Origin of the sequence: Nocardiopsis sp. L17-MgMaSL7, assembly GCF_003182025.1 — a bacterium.
Lineage (GTDB): Bacteria > Actinomycetota > Actinomycetes > Streptosporangiales > Streptosporangiaceae > Nocardiopsis > Nocardiopsis prasina.
Genome location: NZ_QGTF01000004.1, coordinates 1 through 19,355, shown reverse-complemented (window position 1 = coordinate 19,355; position 19,355 = coordinate 1). Strand labels below are relative to the sequence as shown.

Annotated in this window: 16 protein-coding genes; 2 read left to right on the top strand and 14 right to left on the bottom strand. The window is 70.1% G+C overall.

The window, feature by feature from the left end:
• Window positions 1-6 precede the first annotated feature (6 nt).
• The 14 genes from BDW27_RS07870 to BDW27_RS07805 form a co-directional block, all read right to left on the bottom strand.
• Entirely contained in the window at window positions 7-906 is a 900-nt protein-coding gene (locus tag BDW27_RS07870) for a DivIVA domain-containing protein (RefSeq protein ID WP_026129241.1), read from the bottom strand.
• Between the two features lie 127 nt (window positions 907-1,033).
• Window positions 1,034-1,333: a YggT family protein gene (locus BDW27_RS07865; protein ID WP_026129240.1), complete on the bottom strand. Its 300-nt coding sequence runs from the start codon at window positions 1,331-1,333 to the stop codon at window positions 1,034-1,036.
• Window positions 1,334-1,372: 39 nt separating this feature from the next.
• Complete coding sequence (locus tag BDW27_RS07860) at window positions 1,373-1,900, bottom strand: cell division protein SepF (protein WP_017544502.1); 528 nt, start codon at window positions 1,898-1,900, stop codon at window positions 1,373-1,375.
• 140 nt (window positions 1,901-2,040) lie between these two features.
• Complete coding sequence (locus BDW27_RS07855; protein WP_017544501.1) at window positions 2,041-2,769, bottom strand: YggS family pyridoxal phosphate-dependent enzyme; 729 nt, start codon at window positions 2,767-2,769, stop codon at window positions 2,041-2,043.
• 83 nt (window positions 2,770-2,852) lie between these two features.
• Window positions 2,853-3,572: a peptidoglycan editing factor PgeF gene (gene pgeF, locus BDW27_RS07850; protein ID WP_110048836.1), complete on the bottom strand. Its 720-nt coding sequence runs from the start codon at window positions 3,570-3,572 to the stop codon at window positions 2,853-2,855.
• Between the two features lie 156 nt (window positions 3,573-3,728).
• Complete coding sequence (gene ftsZ, locus BDW27_RS07845) at window positions 3,729-5,192, bottom strand: cell division protein FtsZ (protein WP_017544499.1); 1,464 nt, start codon at window positions 5,190-5,192, stop codon at window positions 3,729-3,731.
• A gap of 456 nt (window positions 5,193-5,648) precedes the next feature.
• The gene (locus BDW27_RS07840) at window positions 5,649-6,401 is read right to left on the bottom strand and encodes a cell division protein FtsQ/DivIB (RefSeq protein WP_110048835.1); all 753 of its coding nucleotides are present in this window, start codon (window positions 6,399-6,401) and stop codon (window positions 5,649-5,651) included.
• Window positions 6,402-6,414: 13 nt separating this feature from the next.
• A complete protein-coding gene (gene murC, locus BDW27_RS07835) occupies window positions 6,415-7,869 on the bottom strand; it encodes a UDP-N-acetylmuramate--L-alanine ligase (protein ID WP_110048834.1) in 1,455 nt (484 codons plus the stop codon).
• Window positions 7,866-9,026: an undecaprenyldiphospho-muramoylpentapeptide beta-N-acetylglucosaminyltransferase gene (murG, locus tag BDW27_RS07830; protein WP_110048833.1), complete on the bottom strand. Its 1,161-nt coding sequence runs from the start codon at window positions 9,024-9,026 to the stop codon at window positions 7,866-7,868. Before murG ends, murC begins: the two co-directional genes overlap by 4 nt.
• Window positions 9,023-10,465 (bottom strand): putative lipid II flippase FtsW, encoded by a 1,443-nt coding sequence (gene ftsW / locus BDW27_RS07825; RefSeq protein ID WP_026129238.1) that lies wholly within the window; start codon window positions 10,463-10,465, stop codon window positions 9,023-9,025. Before ftsW ends, murG begins: the two co-directional genes overlap by 4 nt.
• 228 nt (window positions 10,466-10,693) lie before the next feature.
• Window positions 10,694-12,163: a UDP-N-acetylmuramoyl-L-alanine--D-glutamate ligase gene (gene murD / locus BDW27_RS07820; protein ID WP_017544494.1), complete on the bottom strand. Its 1,470-nt coding sequence runs from the start codon at window positions 12,161-12,163 to the stop codon at window positions 10,694-10,696.
• A 4-nt stretch (window positions 12,164-12,167) separates the two neighbouring features.
• Complete coding sequence (mraY, locus tag BDW27_RS07815) at window positions 12,168-13,241, bottom strand: phospho-N-acetylmuramoyl-pentapeptide-transferase (RefSeq protein ID WP_017544493.1); 1,074 nt, start codon at window positions 13,239-13,241, stop codon at window positions 12,168-12,170.
• A complete protein-coding gene (murF, locus tag BDW27_RS07810) occupies window positions 13,238-14,686 on the bottom strand; it encodes a UDP-N-acetylmuramoyl-tripeptide--D-alanyl-D-alanine ligase (protein ID WP_017544492.1) in 1,449 nt (482 codons plus the stop codon). Before murF ends, mraY begins: the two co-directional genes overlap by 4 nt.
• 388 nt (window positions 14,687-15,074) lie before the next feature.
• A complete protein-coding gene (locus BDW27_RS07805) occupies window positions 15,075-16,739 on the bottom strand; it encodes a UDP-N-acetylmuramoyl-L-alanyl-D-glutamate--2,6-diaminopimelate ligase (protein ID WP_026129237.1) in 1,665 nt (554 codons plus the stop codon).
• A 96-nt stretch (window positions 16,740-16,835) separates the two neighbouring features.
• Between BDW27_RS07805 and mmuM the strand changes: the two genes are divergently transcribed.
• Together mmuM and BDW27_RS07795 are read left to right on the top strand one after the other, a co-directional pair.
• A complete protein-coding gene (gene mmuM, locus BDW27_RS07800) occupies window positions 16,836-17,735 on the top strand; it encodes a homocysteine S-methyltransferase (RefSeq protein ID WP_110048832.1) in 900 nt (299 codons plus the stop codon).
• 268 nt (window positions 17,736-18,003) lie between these two features.
• On the top strand, window positions 18,004-19,355 hold a 1,352-nt coding region (locus BDW27_RS07795; RefSeq protein ID WP_233515684.1), incomplete at its 3' end, for an HNH endonuclease signature motif containing protein.

The following is a 19,355-nucleotide window of genomic DNA, read 5'->3' as shown; positions in this document are numbered from 1 at the left end:
GACAGTTCAGCGACGCTCGTGCGGGGCCTCGCCCGGGTGGAAACCACCGTGCTGGGCGGGCTCGGGCTGACCGAACGGGTTACCGCCGGGGCCGGGGCCGTGCTGCTGGAGCGCGGGGGTCCCGCCGGACTGGGGAGCCATCGTCTGGAACCCACCCGTGGTGTTCGGGTTGGGCTCGATGGACTTGCCCTCCTCGTTGAGCTCACGCAGCTGACGCTCGAAGTAGTCCTTCAGGCGGCTGCGGTACTCGCGCTCGAAGTCCTTGAGCACGTTGACCTTGTGCTCGAGCTCCTCGCGCTGCTGGACCAGGCTGCCCATGACCTGACGGTGGCGCTCCTGGGCGTCGCGGTCGAGGTTCTCGGAGCGGGCCCGGGCCTCGCCGATGATCTGGTCGGCCTGACGGCGCGCCTTACCGAGGATGTCCTCGGACTCGTGGCGGGCGCGGCCGAGGGTCTCGTCCGCCTCGCGGCGGGCGTCGGAGATCGCCTGGTCGGCGGTCTGCTGAGCGAGGGCCAGGACGCGGGCGGCCGTGTCCATGTTCTCCTCGCCACCCATGGCCAGGTTGGCGCCGGTCATGCCCATCTGCGGCTGCGGCGCGGGCGGCTGGGGCTGCGGCTCGACGGGCTGCTGCGCCTGGACGGGCTCCGGGCGCATCTGTTCCATCTGCTGCTGCGGGGCCTCGGGCGCCTGCTCCTGCTGCTGGAAGTCCTGCATACCGGCGTTGGGGACCTTGCCCCTCAGGCACTCGGCCAGCTTGCCGCGCAGTTCCTCGTTCTCCTGGATGAGTCGGTCCAGCTCGGACTCGACCTCGTCGAGAAAGGCGTCGACCTCTTCTTCGTCGTACCCCGGCCGGAGCCGGGTGGTACTGAACTGCTTGTTCCGCACATCAGCGGGTGTCAGCGGCATGTTCGTCTCCTTGGCGCGCTTGGAGTCTGTCCGTAGGGACGCTACCTGATCGTGACCTTACGGCAATCCAGATCATGACCAAGACCACATATCGGAATCCAGGGCGGTCCTTTCCGCCCCCCAACCCCTACGACACGTTCACCATCAGGACCCTCAGAACGCTCTGAAGGATGATCACGGCGAAGAAGAGAATCAGCACACTCAGGTCGAGTGCGACGCTTCCCAGCCGGACCGGCTTGATGAACCTGCGTAGGAACCTCAGTGGCGGGTCGGTGATCGTGTAGACGATCTCGGCGAGCACAAGCACGAACCCGGTAGGCCGCCAGGTCCTGGAGAAGGACATCACCATCTCCAACACCACCCGCGCTATCAGCACGAAGACAAACAGCTGAAGCAGAAGCAGCAGCACATACAGGACCATACTCACGGTCGTTCCCCGACCCAATCTCTGGACAAATGTGATGATCTAGCTCTGATTGAAGAACCCTCGCTCGGCGATCCGCGCCTTGTCTTCGGCGGTCACCTCGACGTTGGCCGGGGACAGCAGGAACACCTTGTTCGTCACGCGTTCGATACTGCCATGGAGACCGAAGATCAGACCAGCCGCGAAGTCGACCAGACGCTTGGCGTCGCTGTCGACCATCTCGGTCAGGTTCATGATCACCGGTGTACCTTCCCGGAAGTGCTCTCCGATCGTACGCGCCTCGTTGTAGGTGCGTGGATGGAGCGTGGTGATCCGAGCAAGGTCGGCGGTTGAGGCTGTCGTGGTCGTTCCACCGCGCCGTTCACCCGTTCCCAGGTAGTCGCCGGTGTCCGTCACAGCGTCGCCTCGTGTTTCCTCGCCTCGCGGAGTGTCAGCGTCGCGGTCACGCTGCTCCTCCACGCCCTCGTCGAAATCGTCGAACTCATCATATTCGTCCGCATAGCGGTGATCGTAACGGTCGTCCTCCACGAGGCCGAGGTAGACCGCCATCTTGCGCATCGCGCCGGCCATCTCATGTCCTCCGTCGTCCCCGCGGCGTTCTCACCGCAGCCGACTCCTCCGTCGTTTCCAGCCCCTGCGCCCCGCCTCAGCGGGGTGTTCGTCCATTCGGGCGAACGCCACAGACGGGCCCCAAGGTCTATGTGGGGACATTACCCCACGATCGGTCCCCGAGCGCCAAGCAACGCCGTGCCGAGTCGCAGGTGTGTCGCGCCTCGTCCGATCGCGGCCTCCAGGTCCCCGCTCATCCCGGCGGAGATCACCGTCGCCTGAGGGTAGCGATCCCGAATCCGCCCCGCCACCTCGTTGAGGACGGCGAAGGCAGCGTCCGGGTCGCCGCCGAGCGGCGCCACCGCCATCACTCCCCCCAAAGTGAGCGCCTCGTGCTCGTCGATGCTCTCCGCGAGGGCGGGCGCGTCGGAGGGGTCGACCCCTCCGCGCGGGCCGAGGACCCCGGCCCGCGAGTCGGTGTCCAGGTTGACCTGGACCAGACAGGTCAGGCTCCGTTCGGCCGCCGCGGCCCGGTCCCCCAGCCCGCGGGCCAGCTTCGCCCGGTCCACCGAGTGCACGACGTCGGCGTAGGAGGCCACGGAGCGGGCCTTGTTGGTCTGGAGCTGGCCGACGAAGTGCCAGGTCAGGCCGAGATCAGCGGTCTCCGCCGCCTTGGGGGCGGCCTCCTGGTCGCGGTTCTCACCGACGTCGGTGACACCAAGCGAGGCGAGAATCCGCACATCACTGGCGGGGTAGGTCTTGGTCACGCCGATCAGCGACACCTCCGAGGGGTCGCGGTCGGCCTTGTGGCAGGCCGCCTCGATCCTGGCCCGCGCGGCCGAGAGGTTGGCGCGGATCTGCTCGGTGCGCTCAGGGTCGGTCAGTGACACTGTCGATCGTTCCTTCTGGGGTAGGAGGGCGGCGCGTGACCGGAACCGGCCGCTGGGGACGGCCCGGTCGGGCGGGTCGGCGGTCAGGTGCGCCAGAGGAAGGAGGCGAATCTGCCGGTGGGCGCGTCGCCCCGGTGGGAGAAGAGTTCGGGGGTCTCCAGGGTGCAGCGCCCGTCGGTGACGATGTCGGTGACGCCGGCCCCGCGCAGTTGAGCGGTGACGGCGGCGACCATGTCCACGCCTGTGGTGCCCTGGCGCGTGGTAGAGGCGGCCTCGGGTGTCCGGGCGGCGGTCTCGGCCTGGAGCTCGGGCGGGACCTCGTAGCAGCTTCCGCAGATGGCGGGGCCGAGGAAGACGGTGATGTGGTCGGGGCGGGCGCCCTGGGCGGCCATGGTGTCGACGAGGTTTGCGGCGACTCCGTGGGCGGTGCCCTGTCGGCCGGAGTGGGCCGCCCCCAGCACACCGGCGACGGCGTCGGTGGCGAGCACCGGCAGGCAGTCGGCGGCCATCGAAGCCAGGACCAGATCCGGGCGGGTGGTGACCACGCCGTCACAGGTACCGACCCCACCGGGTTCGGTCGCCACGAGGACGTCGGCGCTGTGCACCTGGTTCATCCACACGATCCGGTCGACGTCGAACCCGAGCTCCTGGGCCGCGCGTCGGCGGTTGGCGGTGACCGCCTCCCGGGTGTCACCGGACCCCAGCCCCAGGTTGAGCGAGTCGAACGGCGGCTGACTCACGCCGCCCTTGCGTTCGGTGACGGCGGCACGGACACCGTGCCCCAGGTCGATGACGTTGCCCATCGGCGCGACGTTGTCCTTCCCTCTGCCCCGTGGGCGGAGGAGTGACGGCGGGTCGCCCCCGCCGTCCTCCGCCGCGCCCCATCGAGGGCGGCGACGGCCCCGCCGCAGATGGGTCGGGGCCGCTGACACGTCGATGGTACCGGGGTGGTGTCCGGACTACTTGAGGAACTCCGGGACGTCCAGGTCGTCGGGGTCGTCGAAGATGACCCGGCGACGGGGCGTGGGAACCTCGCTGCGGCGCTCGGAGGCCTCCGACACCGCGTGGACGTGGTTCGCCTGCTCCTCCGGCTCGGCGGCCTCGGGCTCCGGGGCGGTGGTCTCCTCCGCCTGGACCGGCTCCGGCTCGACCTGCTCGGGCTCGGCGCTCGGGACCGGGTAGCCGTTGCCCTGGACCGGCTCGGCCGGGGCCTGCTGGGGCTCGGGGCGGACCGGTTCCGGGGTCACCGCGGGCTGGACCGGCGGCATGGCGGGCCGAGGAGCCTCCTGCACCGGCTGGGCCGGGCGGGACGGAGCGATCCACGGCATGCTGGTGGCCGGCGCCCCGCTCGCGTCCGTGCCGGGGGGCGTCGCCTTCGCGGACGACTCCTCCCTGCCGGACGTGATGCCTGCCGTGGGGGCGACGGCCTCAGGAGGGTCCACCGGCTGACGCTCCCGCGTGGCGGGGCTGGACACCTCGGGCTCGTCGAAGCCCGCCGCGATCACGGTGACCCGGACCTCGTCGCCCAGGGCGTCGTCGATGACGGCGCCGAAGATGATGTTGGCCTCGGGTGCCGCCGAGTTGGCGACCAACTGAGCCGCCTCGTTGATCTCGAACAGTCCGAGGTCGGAGCCGCCCTGGATGGACAGCAGCACACCGTGTGCGCCGTCGATGCTCGCTTCCAGCAGTGGCGAGGAGATCGCCAGTTCGGCCGCCGCGACCGCCCTGTCGTCCCCTCTCGCCGAACCGATCCCCATCAGCGCCGATCCGGCACCGGACATGACCGACTTGACGTCGGCGAAGTCCAGGTTGATCAGGCCCGGCGTGGTGATCAGGTCGGTGATGCCCTGGACACCGGAGAGCAGGACCTGGTCGGCCGCCTTGAAGGCGTCCAGGACGCTGACCTGGCGGTCCGAGATGGACAGCAGCCGGTCGTTGGGGATGACGATGAGGGTGTCGACCTCTTCACGGAGCATCGCTATCCCCGACTCGGCCTGGGTGGCCCGCCGCTTGCCCTCGAAACCGAAGGGGCGGGTGACCACACCGATGGTGAGTGCCCCGAGGGAGCGGGCGATGTTGGCCACGACCGGGGCTCCCCCCGTGCCGGTTCCGCCACCCTCACCAGCGGTGACGAAGACCATGTCGGCCCCCTTGAGGACCTCCTCGATCTCCTCGCGGTGATCTTCGGCGGCCTTGCGGCCGACATCGGGGTTGGCGCCTGCGCCAAGGCCACGGGTGAGCTCACGGCCGACGTCGAGCTTGACGTCCGCGTCGCTCATCAGCAGCGCTTGGGCATCGGTATTGATCGCGATGAACTCGACGCCCTTGAGCCCCTCTTCGATCATTCGGTTGACGGCGTTGACACCGCCGCCGCCGATACCGACGACTTTGATGACCGCGAGGTAGTTCTGCGGTGCTGCCACGACGAGGGGCCTTTCCGCTCGCTTACGCCGTTCCGTCTCCGCGTCCGACGGCCGTGGGCCATCGGGTGCGCCGGCGGTCCGGCATCCGGTTCTACAGTGTGCGTTTCGGGTACCCCCGCACAGCGCCCGGAGGCGACCGTGAGTGGGGAGACCCGGGGCCACCGAAGACCGTTCTCGAACGGTTCTCGTGTACCCCTGAAAGCGTGTCTTACTGCGTTGTTGACGTTGGTTGTGCTTCCCGACAGTAAGCGGACCGTCGGGTGCGGGCAACCGGTGACGACTTCAGCCTAACGGCGTATAACGCGAGGAAGCGAAGTGCGCACTCGGCGCGTCGCGTCTGGAATGTCCTTGCGGAGGATTCGGTTCGCGGCGCCGAGCTCCCACTCGTGCCCCTTGTCCCGGTGCGCGGCTCTTGCCCCGACTCCGGTGCGACTATCCCGTTACTTGGGGTGAGCTTCACCGGACGATGGCCAGGTCCGGGGTTCCCACGTCGTAGACGCGCCCGTCCTCGGGCGGGTGCTCGCGCATCAGCACCCGCAACACGTCGCTCTTGCCCGTGGTGTCCCGCGCGTCGCCCCACTCCACCACTGATCCGTCACCGAGTTCCACGGTGATGTCGTCGGTGTCGGTCGCGTCGATCAGCTGTATCTGCGCGATGAGGGAGTCCGGCGCCTCCTGGACGATGTCGGCGGCGGCCCGGACCGCAGTGTTGTCCTCGATCTCGCCGGTGACCCGGACCAGCGGGTGCGTGCCGGGCCGGGTCGTGGAGTCCTCGATTCGTACGCCGTCGCCGTCGACGAGCCGGTACTCCTCCCCCATGCGGATGGCGAGCAGGGGACGGCGCTCGACCACCTCCACCCTGAGGGTGGCGGGCCAGCCCCGGCTCACCTCAGCGGCCTGGACCAGGTCGAGTCCCTCGGCTCGGTCGCGGCCCTGGTCCAGGTCGACTCGGATCAGGGGTGTGCCCGTCTCCACGGCCACGGCCGCGACCACCTCCTCCTTCGAGACCCGGTCCAGACCGGTGACGGCGACTTCACGCACGACGAGGAGCCGGGAGCCGAGCAGCACCCACGTGACCACGCAGACCAGTGACACGACGAGCAGGACCGCGAAGGCGACCTTCCAGGGGTCCGACCCCTTGCGGACCGCGCTCTCGCCGCCCTCCCCGTCCCGTTCCGTGGTCTTCGCCCTGTTGCGGTCAGCGGCCACGTGCGTGCTCCTCTTAGCTGGTTTCGGTTCCTTCTGCGTTCCGCGCCAGCTCCTCGACGATCAGCGGCCCCAGCTCGGTGACGTCACCGGCGCCCATGGTGAGGACGATGTCCCCGGGGCGGGCCAGAGCGGCCACCGTACGCACGGCGTCCGCGCGGTCCGGCACGTACCGGACCCCGTCGTGGGAGACCTTCGAGGTGATGATCTCCCCCGTCACCCCGGGCTCGGGGTCCTCACGGGCGGCGTAGACCTCCATCACCACGACCTCGTCGGCCAGGCTCAGGGCGGTCGCGAACTCCTCGGCGAAGATCCGGGTCCGGCTGTACAGGTGCGGCTGGAACAGGGCCACCACCCGGCCCTCCGGGATCTCCTCCCCGGAATCCTCGGAGAAGGAGCGCAGGGCGGCGCGCGTGGCGCGCAGGTCCGCGTCGATCTCGGTGGGGTGGTGGGCGTAGCTGTCGTAGACGCCCACGCCGTCGCCCTCGCCCTTGAGCTCGAACCGGCGGGCGGCGCCGGCGAAGTCGGCGATCCCCTCCACCGCGATCTCCAGGTCGTGGCCGAGTTCGTCGGCGACGGCCACGGACGCGGCGGCGTTCAGGACGTTGTGCCGCCCCGGGACGGCCAGGGTGCCGTCGATCGGATCGCCGTCGGCGGTGGTGAGCGTGAACTCCGTGGTGAAGCCGCGCGCCCGGATACGGGTGATCCGGTAGTCGGCGTCCTCGGCCTCGCCGTAGGTGAGCACCTTCTTACCGCGCTCACGGGCGAGTTCGGCGACGGTGCGGGCGCCGGGGTCGTCGATCCCGACGATGAGGGTGCGCTCGACCCGGTCGACGAAGTTCGCGAAGTTCGCGTGGATCTCGTCGATGCCGCTGTAGTTGTCCAGGTGGTCGGCCTCGACATTGGTGACCACGGCGACCTTGGGCGAGAGCATCAGGAAGGATCCGTCGCTCTCGTCGGCCTCCACCGCGATGACCTCACCGACCCCGGCGTCCGCGCCCAGGCCGGTGGTGACCAGCTTGCCGCCGATCACGTACCCGGGGTCGACCCCCAGGTGCTGGAGGACCACGGTGACCATGGAGGTGGTGGTGGTCTTGCCGTGGGTGCCCGAGACCGCGATCCCCTCACGGCCCAGCAGGAGGGCGCCCAGGGCGGCGGCCCGGGGCAGGACGCGGATGCCGCGGGCGCGCGCCTCGGCGAGTTCGGGGTTGTCCTCACGGATGGCGGAGGAGACCACCAGGGTGTCGGCCTTGCCCAGATTCTCGGCGGCGTGGCCCACGAAGACCTGGGCGCCCATCTGCTCGAGTTCGCGCAGGGTCTCGCTGTCGCGGGCGTCGCTGCCCGAGACCTCGACCCCGGACTGGAGCAGCACGCGGGCGATGCCGGACATGCCGGCCCCGCCCAGACCGATGAAGTGGGTACGGCCGAGTTCGTCGACGGGGACCGGGTCGGTCGTTGTGACCAGGCTCATCGTGCGTCCTTCCCGTCGTCGTAGAAGGCGTCCTCGCCGTCGTCGTCGGACAGTTGTATCTCGGGGGTGGGCTTGTCGCCTCGGGCGATCGCGAGGACCTCCCGGGCCAGTTCGGTGTCGGCGTCGCGGCGACCCATCCGGGCGGCCGCCTCCGACATGGCCACGACACGGTCGGTGTCGGTGAGCAGCGGGATGAGCTGGCCGGTGATCCACTCGACCGAGACGTTGGCGTTCTCGACCATCAGGCCGCCGCCCGCCTGGACGATCGGCTCGGCGTTCAGTGCCTGCTCACCGTTGCCGATGGCCAGCGGCACGAAGGCGCCGGGCAGGCCCACGGCGGTGAGTTCGGCGCAGGTCATGGCCCCGGAGCGGCACATCGCAACGTCGGCGGCGGCGTAGGCCATGTCCATGCGGTCCACGTAGGGAACGGCGACGTAGGGGACGCCGTCCTGGGTGAGGTCCTGGGGTTCGTCGGCGTTCTTGGGGCCGACCACGTGCAGGACCTGCACGCCGGCGCGGCGGAAGGCCGCCGCGGCCTGGAAGGCGGTCTCGTTGATGCGCTGGGCGCCCTGGGAGCCGCCGAAGATCAGCAGGGTGGGCAGGTCGGGGCGCAGACCGAAGTAGGCGCGGGCCTTGTCACCCATGGCCAGCCGGTCCAGCGAGGTGATCTGCTGGCGCAGCGGGATGCCGATGAACCGGCCGTTGCGGATCTGGGTGTGCGGGTGGCCGGTGAACACGTGCGGGGTGAGCCGCGCACCGAGGCGGTTGGCCAGGCCCGGGAGAGGGTTGGCCTCGTGCACCACGATGGGGATGCGACGGCGCCGTGCCGCCAGGTAGCCGGGGGTGGCCACGTAGCCGCCGAAGCCCACGAGGACGTCGGCCTGGAGCTTGTCCAGCTGTTCTCCCGCCGCGCTGAGGGCGCCCGCCAGCTTGCCGGGAACCGTGAGCAGTTGTGGGGTGAGCCTGCGCGGCAGGGGAACCGCCGGGATCAGGCCCAGTTCGTAGCCGCGCATGGGGACCAGCCGGGTCTCCAGGCCCCGCTCCGTTCCCAGGCAGAGGATCTCCGTGTTGGGGTCCACGCGCCGGAGCGCGTCCGCTAGGGAGAGTGCGGGCTCGATATGCCCGGCCGTGCCGCCTCCGGCGAGGGCTACCCTCATCGTCGCCGATTCCTCCTTGGCCGGTCACCCGCCGGGACCGGTCCGCTCTTGTTCTTGGCCGTGGTCTTGGCACCGGTCCGGGCCCCGCGCTCACCCGACTTGCGGGGGGTGCGCGGCGCGGTGGTGCGCTTGGAGGGCGCCGAACCGCTCTGATTACGGACGGAAGCGGCGATGTTCTCCAGGCCAAGCCAGCTTATGGCCCTTTGGACCCGAGTGGGACCCCGGGCCGCCAGGGCCTTCTGGGCCTCGGGCTCGTTTCGGGCGATGGCGAGCAGCACCCCGAGCGCGATCATCGTCGGGATGAGAGCGGAGCCGCCGTAGGAGACCAGGGGCAGCGGGATGCCGGTGACGGGGACCAGGCCGATGACGGCGGCGATGTTGATCATGGACTGGCCGATGATCCAGGTGACGATCGCGAAGGCGGCCAGGCGCGAGAAGGCGTCCTTGACGCGGAAGGCCACCCGCAGGCCCGCGTAGCCCAGCATGCCGAACAGGCCGAGGACCAGCAGGGTGCCGATGAGCCCGAACTCCTCACCGATGATGGCGAAGATGAAGTCGGACTCGGCGTAGGGCAGGAAGCCCCACTTCTCACGGCTGGCGCCGATGCCGACCCCGAAGATGCCGCCGGTACCCAGGGCGTACAGGCCGTGCAGTGACTGGAAACCGGTACCGCTCGGGTCCGACTCCGGGTCGAGGAACACGGCGATTCGGGTCATGCGGAAGGGCTCGATCGCGATGACGATCGCGGCCAGCCCCAGGACCAGGCCGAACATGCCCACGAACAGCCGTGCGGGCGCCCCCACCACCCAGAGCAGGCTCAGGAAGATGAGGAGCAGCACCAGGGAGGTGGACAGGTCGGAGCCCAGCAGCACGAGGAGCACCAGGAGTCCGCAGCCGGGCACCAGCGGGATGAGCAGGTGCCGCCACTCCGTGAGGTCCTTCAGCTCCTCCTTGCGCGCGAGGATGTTGGCGCCCCACAGGGCGAAGGCGAGTTTGGCCGGTTCGGAGGGCTGGATGACCAGGCCGCCGACCTCCAGCCACCGCATCGCACCGTTGACCTCGGTGCCCTGGAAGGCGGTGAGCAGCAGCAGCGCCACGGACACGATCATCGCCGGGTAGCCGACCATGCGGAAGACCCACAGGGGCAGCTGGGAGGCGAACACCATGAGCGGCAGGCCGATCATCGCCGACACCATCTGCCGCTGGACCACGGAGAAGGCCGAGCCGGTCTCGGTGATGGAGTTGACCATCGTCGAGGACAGCACCATGACCAGGCCCAGGGAGATGAGCATCACCCCGGTACTGAGGATCAGGTAGTAGGAGGTGAGGGGACGGTCCAGGGACCGGGCCCACTCACGCCAGAGGCCCCGTTCGCGGCCACCGGCCGCCGTGCGTTCCCGGGTGCGGGACACCCCGGGAACCGTTGTCGTCGCCGCCATCCACACCCTCCGCACGATTCGCGCCTCAATACTTGCGTACCGGCGGGTCGGGAACCGTGGACATTTCCCGCGTGTTGGCCATCTTTGGCGGTGCGTGGGGTGCCGCGCGACACACAGGAGGCCACCCGCGCGTTCGATATGACGCAGGGGTGGCCTCTGATCACTCAGTGTTCGCCCGAGGGGGTGCTCCGCTTCGGGTCCTGCTCGCCGCAGGGGGCGAGGGACGGTTCAGCCGAGCCGGTGGACGGCCTCGGCGAAGAAGCGGCCCCGCTCCGGGTAGTTGGTGAACATGTCCATGGAGGCGGCGGCCGGGGCCAGTAGCACCGTGTCGCCCTCCCGGGCGAGGTCGGTGGCCCGGGCGAGGACCGCGTCCATCACCGTGTGACCGGCGGGCGCGTCGGGCTCGGGGCCCTCCACCTCCACCACCGGGACGTCCGGGGCGTGCCGGACCAGGGCCTCACGGATGCGCTCGCGGTCGGCGCCGATCAGCACCGCGCCACGGAGGCGGGAGGCGGCACCGGCGACGAGACCGTCGACCTCGGCCCCCTTCAGGAGGCCGCCCGCGATCCACACCACCGAGTCGTAGGAGTTCAACGACGCCGCGGCGGCGTGCGGGTTGGTGGCCTTGGAGTCGTCCACGAAGTCCACGCCCGCGACCGTGGCCACGTGCGCGATGCGGTGGGGCTCGGGCACGAAGGCGGTCAGACCCGCCCGGACCGAGGCGGGGTCCACCCCCACCGAGCGGGCCAGGGCGGCGGCGGCCAGGGCGTTGGCGACGTTGTGCGGCGCGGCCGGGCGGACGTCGCCCAGGGAGGCGAGCTCCTCAGCGCTGCTGTGCGGCTCGGCGACGAAGGCGCGGTCCACGAGCAGGTCCTCGACCACACCCAGCTCACCGGCGCGAGGCGTGTCCAGGCGCAGACCCACCACCGGAGTGTGCGGGTCGCCCTCCTCCTCGGCCAGACGGACGGACCAGGAGTCGGCGGTGTTGACCACGCGGATCGTGCCCTGGGCGAACACCCTGCCCTTGGCGCGGGCGTAGGGCTCCAGGCCGCCGTGCCAGTCCAGGTGGTCGGGGGCGACGTTGAGGACCGTGGCGGCGTGCGGCCGGACGCTGTTGGACCAGTGCAGCTGGAAGCTGGACAGCTCCACGGCGAGGATGTCGTGGACGTGGCCGTCGGCGTCGGGGAGGACGGCGTCCACGATCGGGGTGCCGACGTTGCCGACCGCGAGCGCGTCGCGGCCGTCCGCGCGCAGGATGGACTCCAGCATGCGCACGGTGGTGGTCTTGCCGTTGGTGCCGGTGATGGCGAGCCACACCTGGTCGGCGGGCTTGAGCCGCCAGGCCAGCTCCACGTCCCCGATGACCTCCACCCCGGCCTCCGCGGCGCGGACCAGGAGCGGGGAGTCAGGACGCCAACCAGGCGAGGTGACCACGAGGTCGCAGTCGTCGGGCAGCGGGGTGTCGCCCAGGACGACCTCGGCACCGGCCTCGGTCAGGGCGGCGGCCACCGGGCGTGTCGTGTCGTCGTCGCGGCCGTCGACGACGACCACCCGGGCACCCCGGGCCAGGAGTGCCCTGGCGACGGGGGGCCCGGAGACACCCAGACCGGCGACGCAGACCCGCGCGCCCGCGAGGGGGTCGTCGCCCCCGGCGGGGGCGGCGGTGCGGGACGAGTCGGAAGGATGGTGGTGCGGCATGCCTCTAGCTTGGCATCCATTCCAGGTAGAAGAGTCCGATGGCGATCGCCATGAACAGGCCCTGGATGATCCAGAACCGGATGACGATGGTGGTCTCCGCCCAGCCCTTGAGTTCGAAGTGGTGCTGGAGCGGCGCCATGCGGAACACCCGTTTGCCGGTGAGACGGAACGAGGTGATCTGGATCATCACGGACATGGTGATGATGACGAACAGGCCGCCGATGAGCAGCAGCAGGAGCTGCGTGCGGGTGGTGATGGCCAGACCCACGATCAGGCCGCCCAGGGCCAGCGAGCCGGTGTCGCCCATGAAGATCTTGGCGGGCGGGGCGTTGAACCACAGGAAGCCGATGCAGGAACCGAGCACGGCGGAGGCCACCACGGCGAGGTCCAGGGGGTCGCGGACCGTGTAGCAGCTGGAGGTGAGCGCCTCCACGCAGGACTGGCGCAGCTGCCAGTTGCCGATGATGACGTAGGCGGCCAGCGACAGGATGGTCGCGCCGGTGGCCAGACCGTCCAGGCCGTCGGTGAGGTTCACCGCGTTGGAGAAGCCCACGATGAGGAACAGCGCCCAGATGACGAACACGCCGATCATCAGCGGCGGGCCGAAGTCGCGCAGGAACGACAACTGGGGGGCGGCCGGGGTGTAGCCGTACCCGTTGGGGAACTGGGTGACGCCGTAGGCGAACCCGACACCGATGACGGCCTGGCCGACCATCTTCGCGCCGCTGCGCAGACCGAGGCTGCGGCGCTTGTAGATCTTGATGAAGTCGTCCAGGAAGCCGACACAGCCCATGCCGACGAACAGGAACATCACCAGCAGGCCGGAGGCCGTGGGCCCGGAGGCGGCCGGTTGGATCGCCCAGAGCAGCAGGTGGGAACCGAAGTAGCCCACCACCGCGCCGAGGATGATCACGATGCCGCCCATGGTGGGCGTGCCCTGCTTGGTCTTGTGGCCCTCGGGTCCGTCGTCGCGGACCTCCTGGCCGAACTTGAACCGGTACAGGAGCTTGATGAGCGGCGGCATCAGCACCATGGAGATGATCAGCGAGAGCCCCGCCGCTATGGTGATGCCGATCACTGGACATCACCCTTGGTGATGAGGTCGATGACCCTTTCGAGCGCAGCCACGCGCGATCCCTTCACAATGACAACGTCTCCTGTGCGCATCCGTTCGCGCACCGCGTCGGCTGCTGCCTCCGCGTCGGGAACCCGGATGCTCTCACCGCGCCACCGCCCCTGCTGGGCGGCGCGTTCGGCTCCGACTGCGATCCCCTCGGCCGCCTCGCCGACAACGACCAGGTGGGCCACGCCGGTCTCGGCGGCCAGCTCACCCACGTTCTCGTGTTCGGCCCCGCCGTCGTCGCCGAGCTCGGCCATGTGGGCGAGCACCGCGATGGACCGGCGGTCCCGGGCGAGCGCGCCCAGGGTGGTCAGCGCCGCCCTCATGGACTCGGGGTTGGCGTTGTAGGCGTCGTTGACGAGGGTGACACCGTGGTGTTCGGTGACCTCCATTCGCCAGCGGCTGACCGGGGTCGCCGCGCCGAGGGCGGCGGCGATGTCTTCGATGTCCATCCCGAGGTCGTCGGCGACGGCCGCGGCGGCCAGCGCGTTGCTGACCTGGTGGGCGCCGACCAGTCCCAGCTGGACCCGGGCCGTGCGGCCGCGCAGGTTCAGGGTGAGGGACGGGGCGCCGTCGGTTCCGATGGTGATGTCCGTGGCGCGCACCTGGGCGTCCTCGGCGGTGCCGTAGAGCACCACGCGGGCCTCGGTGCGGGAGCGCATGGCGCGCACGAGCGGGTCGTCGGCGTTGAGGACGGCCACACCGCCCTCCCCGCGCCGCTCGCTTCCGGGCGGCAGGGACTCCACGAGCTCGCCCTTGGCCTTGGCGATGGCGTCGCGGCCGCCGAACTCGCCCATGTGGGCGCTGCCGACGTTGAGGACGACACCGATCCGGGGCGGGGCGATCCGGCACAGGTGGGCGATGTGCCCGATCCCGCGCGCCGCGACCTCCAGCACCAGGTTCTTGGTCCGGGTGTCGGCGCGGAGCACCGTGAGCGGGTGGCCGATCTCGTTGTTGAACGAACCCGCGGGGGCGACCGTGGGGCCCAGCTCTCCGACGACCTGGGCGATGAGGTCCTTGGTGGTGGTCTTGCCGGAGGAGCCGGTGACCCCCACGACCTCGGTGGTGGCCGTTCCGCGCGCGGGGTCGCTGAGTTCGGTGGCCACGTGCCGGGCGAGTCGGGCCAGGGCCGCCACGACCTCGTCGTCGCCGCCGTCCACCAGGAGGTGGGGGGCGTCGACCGGGCGCGAGGCCAGGACCGCGACGGCTCCGGCCGCCACGGCGGTCTCGGCGAAGTCGTGTCCGTCGACCCGCTCACCGCTCAGGGCGACGAAGAGCGCTCCTGGCGCCACCTGTCGAGAGTCGATGACGACGGGGCCGTCGACGACGGCGTCGGGGCGCGCTGATCCGCCGATGGCGGTTTGGGTGATCTCAGCGATCCGATCGAGCGTGAGCGCGATCAAATCCACTCCTCATGTCAGGCCCGGCCCACGGCGCCCCAAGGGCATTGGCCACCCGGCCTCGGGATCGGGTCAGGGGATGGCACCGCGGATACCGTGCGCGCGGTGCCGCGCCGGGCCACGAACTCCGGCTGGTACCGGGCCGCGGGCGCCTGTGTGGGCGGCACGTGTCGGGCTGCGATTGCCGGACCTACCTTAGAACATGTTGGGGTGTCTGGGGTCCCGGCAGGGCCCTGTGCGAAGCAATATGCTCCACTTCGTGACCGTCGACACGCACCTCGCATGTGATTCGTGCACGTCACGGAGGGGGACACCACCGGGACGCGGTCTGGGACCGCGTCCCGGAAAGAGGACGGCACCACGTTCGGCGCGCCCCGGGTGTGTCGTGGCGTCAGGCCTCGTCAGGCACCCGGTGGACGTCCTGGAGGGCGTTGCCGAGCCGTTCGCTCGCCCGGGTGCGCAGGGCGTCCTCGATGGCGCCCCGCAGGACCTCGCGGTCGTCGAAGGGCAGGACGTCGCCCTTGACGTACTGGCCGGTCTCGTGGCCCTTGCCCGCGACCACCACCACGTCGCCGGGGCCGGTCCGGTGCACGCCCAGGCCGATCGCCTCGGCGCGGTCGAACTCCACGGTGACCCGCGCACGCTGGTCCTCGGGGACCTTGGCGACTCCGTCCAGCATCGCGGCGGCGATGGCGACGGGATCCTCGGTGCGCGGGTTGTCGTTGGTGATGATCAGCTGGTCGGCCAGTCGCGCGGCGGCCTCGCCCATCAGCGGACGCTTGGCGCGGTCACGGTCGCCGCCGCAGCCGACCACCATGGTGACCTGGCCGTCGGTGGTCTCGCGCAGCGCGCTGAGCACGGCCTCGATGGCGCCGGGCTTGTGCGAGTAGTCCACCAGGGCCGCGAAGTCCTGCGACCCCGAGTTCCCCCGGACCTCGACCGGCTCCATGCGGCCCGGCACGCCCGGAGCGGCGGCCACGCCCGCGATGGCGGTCTCCAGCGGAATCCCCGCCTCGACCAGACCCACGACGGCCGCCATGGCGTTGGAGACGTTGAACGGGCCCGGAAGCGCCACCGAGGCGCGGGCCTCCATGCCGCCGGGGCCCACGATACGGAAGGTGCTGCCGGTGGCGCCGAGCTCGACGTCGATCGCCGTCCAGTCCGCAGCCATGGCGTTCTCCGGACCGGCGTCCGAGGCGCCCTCCACCGCGAAGGTGGTCACCGGGACCTTGCCGCGTCCCTGCACCATGTCCACCAGCGCGCGACCGAAGCGGTCGTCGGCGTTGACCACCGCGATGTCGCAGTACTCCGGCGAGAACAGGCGCGCCTTGGTGTCGAAGTAGTCGCGAAGGTCCGAATGGAAGTCCAGGTGGTCCTGGGACAGGTTCGTGAAGATCGCGACGTCGTAACGGGTGCCGCCCACGCGGCCCAGGGCCAGCGCGTGGCTGGAGACCTCCATGGCGGCGGCCGTCGTCCCGTGTTCGCGCATCACCGCGAACAGGCCGTGCAGGTCCGTGGCCTCCGGCGTGGTCAGCGAGGAGGCGACGCGCTCGTCGCCCACACGCATCTCCACGGTGCCGACCAGGCCCGTACTCATCCCGGCGTGGCGCATGCCGGACTCGATCAGGTAGGTGACCGTGGTCTTGCCACTGGTCCCGGTGGTGCCCACGAGGAGCAGGTCCTGGGCCGGTTCGCCGTAGACCCAGGCCGCGACCGTTCCCAGCGCGGCGCGCGCGTCCGGTACGACCAGGACGGGCAGGCCCGACTCGGCCGCGCGGTCCGCGCCCGCCGCGTCGGTCAGGATCGCCGCGGCCTCGGCCTCGGCCACCTGCTGGGAGAAGTCGGCGCCATGCGCGCGAGTGCCCGGCAGGGCAGCGTACAGGTCGCCCTGCCGCACCTTGCGCGAGTCGTGGGTGATACCGCGGACATGGATCTCCCGATCGGGCATGTCCGCTGGACGGTCCGCGCCGAGGTCTGGGCGCAGGAGTGTGGCGTCCGGCCCGAGCAGCGCTGCGAGGTCGGACAGTGGACGGAGTTTGGCGTGTTCAGGTCGCATTACCGGTGGCACGTGTGGAGGTTAACGGCTGCGGGGGACCTCTCGGTAATTTCCACGCTGCCCACGGGTGATACTTCACTCGTAGGAGGTGCCACCATGAAGCAATCACCGCGCCCACTCGTGCTGGACGGGGGTCTGGCCACAAGCCTGGAAGCCCACGGTCGCGACCTCTCCGGTGGCCTGTGGTCCGCCCGCCTCCTCGCTGAGGAGCCCGCACTCGTCTCCCAGGTGCACCGCGACCACTTCCAAGCGGGAGCCGACGTCGCCATCACCGCCAGCTACCAGGCCAGCGTCGCCGCCTTCACCCAACGCGGCTACTCGCACTCCCAGGCCCTGGGCTTCCTCGCCCGCTCCGTGGAGCTCGCCCTCACCGAACGCGACACCTTCGGCCACGGCCTCGTGGCTGCCAGCGTGGGTCCCTACGGCGCCGCCCTCGCCGACGGCTCCGAGTACACCGGCGCCTACGGCCTCTCCGAGGACGAGCTCCACCTCTGGCACCGCGAACGCTGGCGGGTCCTCACCGACGCCGGCGCCGACCTCGTGGCCTGCGAGACGCTGCCCTCCCTCCCCGAGGCCCGGGCCCTCGCCCGGCTCCTGGAGGAGACACCCCACGTCCGCGCGTGGTTCAGCTTCTCCTGCGTCGACGCCGAACACATCAGCGACGGCACGCCCCTCCGCCAGGTCGCGGAGGAACTCGCCCCACTCGACCGCCTGGTCGCCGTGGGCGTGAACTGCGTGCCGCCCAGCCACGTGGCCCCACTTCTCCACGAGGTCGCCAGCACGGGAGTCCCCACGATCGCCTATCCCAACTCCGGTGAGTACTGGGACGCCGAGGCCCAACAGTGGACCGGCACAGCCGACCCCCAGGACTTCGGACTCGCCGCCGCCCAGTGGATCGCCGACGGGGTGTCCCTCGTGGGTGGCTGCTGCCGTACCGGCCCCGAGCACGTGCGTGCCATCCGGTCGCTCGTGGACTCCCTCCCTGCCGGTTCGTAGTCCCTCCGCGCGGATCGTCCTTCGTGTCACGGCCGGTCACTGTCTGGGACGAAAAGCGGCAGCGAGGCAAACAGCACCCCCAGGCCTGCGCGGATCGGGGCCCGTGTCGCGGCCGGTCACTGTCTGGGGCGTTTTACATAACACACCCAGGCACTGTTTTCGGGGTTATCCACAACCCCTTTCCAAGGGAAAGAAACCTGGCATTCCAGGTCGCATTCCCCCTTGTCTTTCTATTCTCTTTCCTTGTATTCGCGCATACAATGGAAGCATGACCTTCTCTCCTTCGCGTGGCACGGTAATGGCGGGACACTCCCCCGCCGTGGCCGCGATGCGCCACGCAAAGGAACAGGTCACCCACACACTTGCTGAGGTTCCTCCGGCCGGTGCGGTAGCGGGGGTACTGGACGATATCTGCCACCTGTGGCAGGACATGGACCAGGCCACACTCGCCATCCTTTTGCGCCTGGCCCAGATCCACGCCACCGGCAACCTCCTCGAAGTCGGCGGACAACGCACCCTGGCCGGATGGATCACCCAAGCCCTGGGCACCAACCCGACCCAGGCCCGCTCCCTGGCCTGCCTGGCCCAAGCCCTCTTCAACGACAAACTCCCCCACACCCGCAAATCCCTGGACGCCGGAATGCTTTCCCTGGGCGAAGCCGCCTCGATCGCGAAAGCCGTGGAAGCGGCCACTACAACCCGTAACAAGGCCCAATTCCCGAACGCGGACGAGTTCCGGGCGTTGATGGATTCCGGGCTCATGGCCGCCAAAGCCGACAACCCGACCCTGTCGGCCGCCCAACTCACCCAACTGGGCAAGCGCATCGCCACCCAACTCCACCCCACCCAGGCCGAGGATGAGTACAAGAAGGCCTTCGACGCCCGCCGCCTGGACGTGGTGCGCAGCTTCGAGGGCTCCTTCTACCTCCAAGCCTGGGGCCCGGAAGTGGACGCTGAACTGTTGGAGAAAGCCGTGGGGGCCTTCACCAAACCCCACCACCCGGGGCAGGCGGAGCAGTCCAAGGCCGAGCGTTCCTACGACGCGTTCATGCACCTGGTCAAGACCGCGCTGGGCCACCAGGGGTGCACCAAACCCCCCGGGCCGCTCGCGATGATCAACGTGACCGTTCCCCTGGACGTCTATACCGGCCACCACACCACCCCCACCCCCGGCCAGCCCAGTGACAGCACTGACACCGGCACGGCCGCTGCGACGCAGGACGGGATGGTGCTGGCCATGGAAGCCGTGCGCACCATGGCCCCCACCAGTGTCCTGCGGCGGGTGATCACCGACCCGTCCACCGGCAAACCCCTGGACGTGGGACGCGGGATGCGTAACGCCCCAGAACAGATCCGTACCGTGGCCCACCACGGGCGCACCACCTGCGCCTGGCCCCAAGGCTGCGACGTGCCCATCAGCGCCACCGAGGCCGACCACATCACCAGCTACTCCCAAGGCGGCCACACCAGCGCCCACAACATTCAGCCGCTGTGCTCCACCCACAACCGGCTCAAGTGGAGGCGGGAGAACAACCCCCACCGGGCTGTTTGGAAAGGCCGCCCCACACACCAACCCCCACACCCACCACCCCCGAACTCAGAACCTGAACCACCACCGCC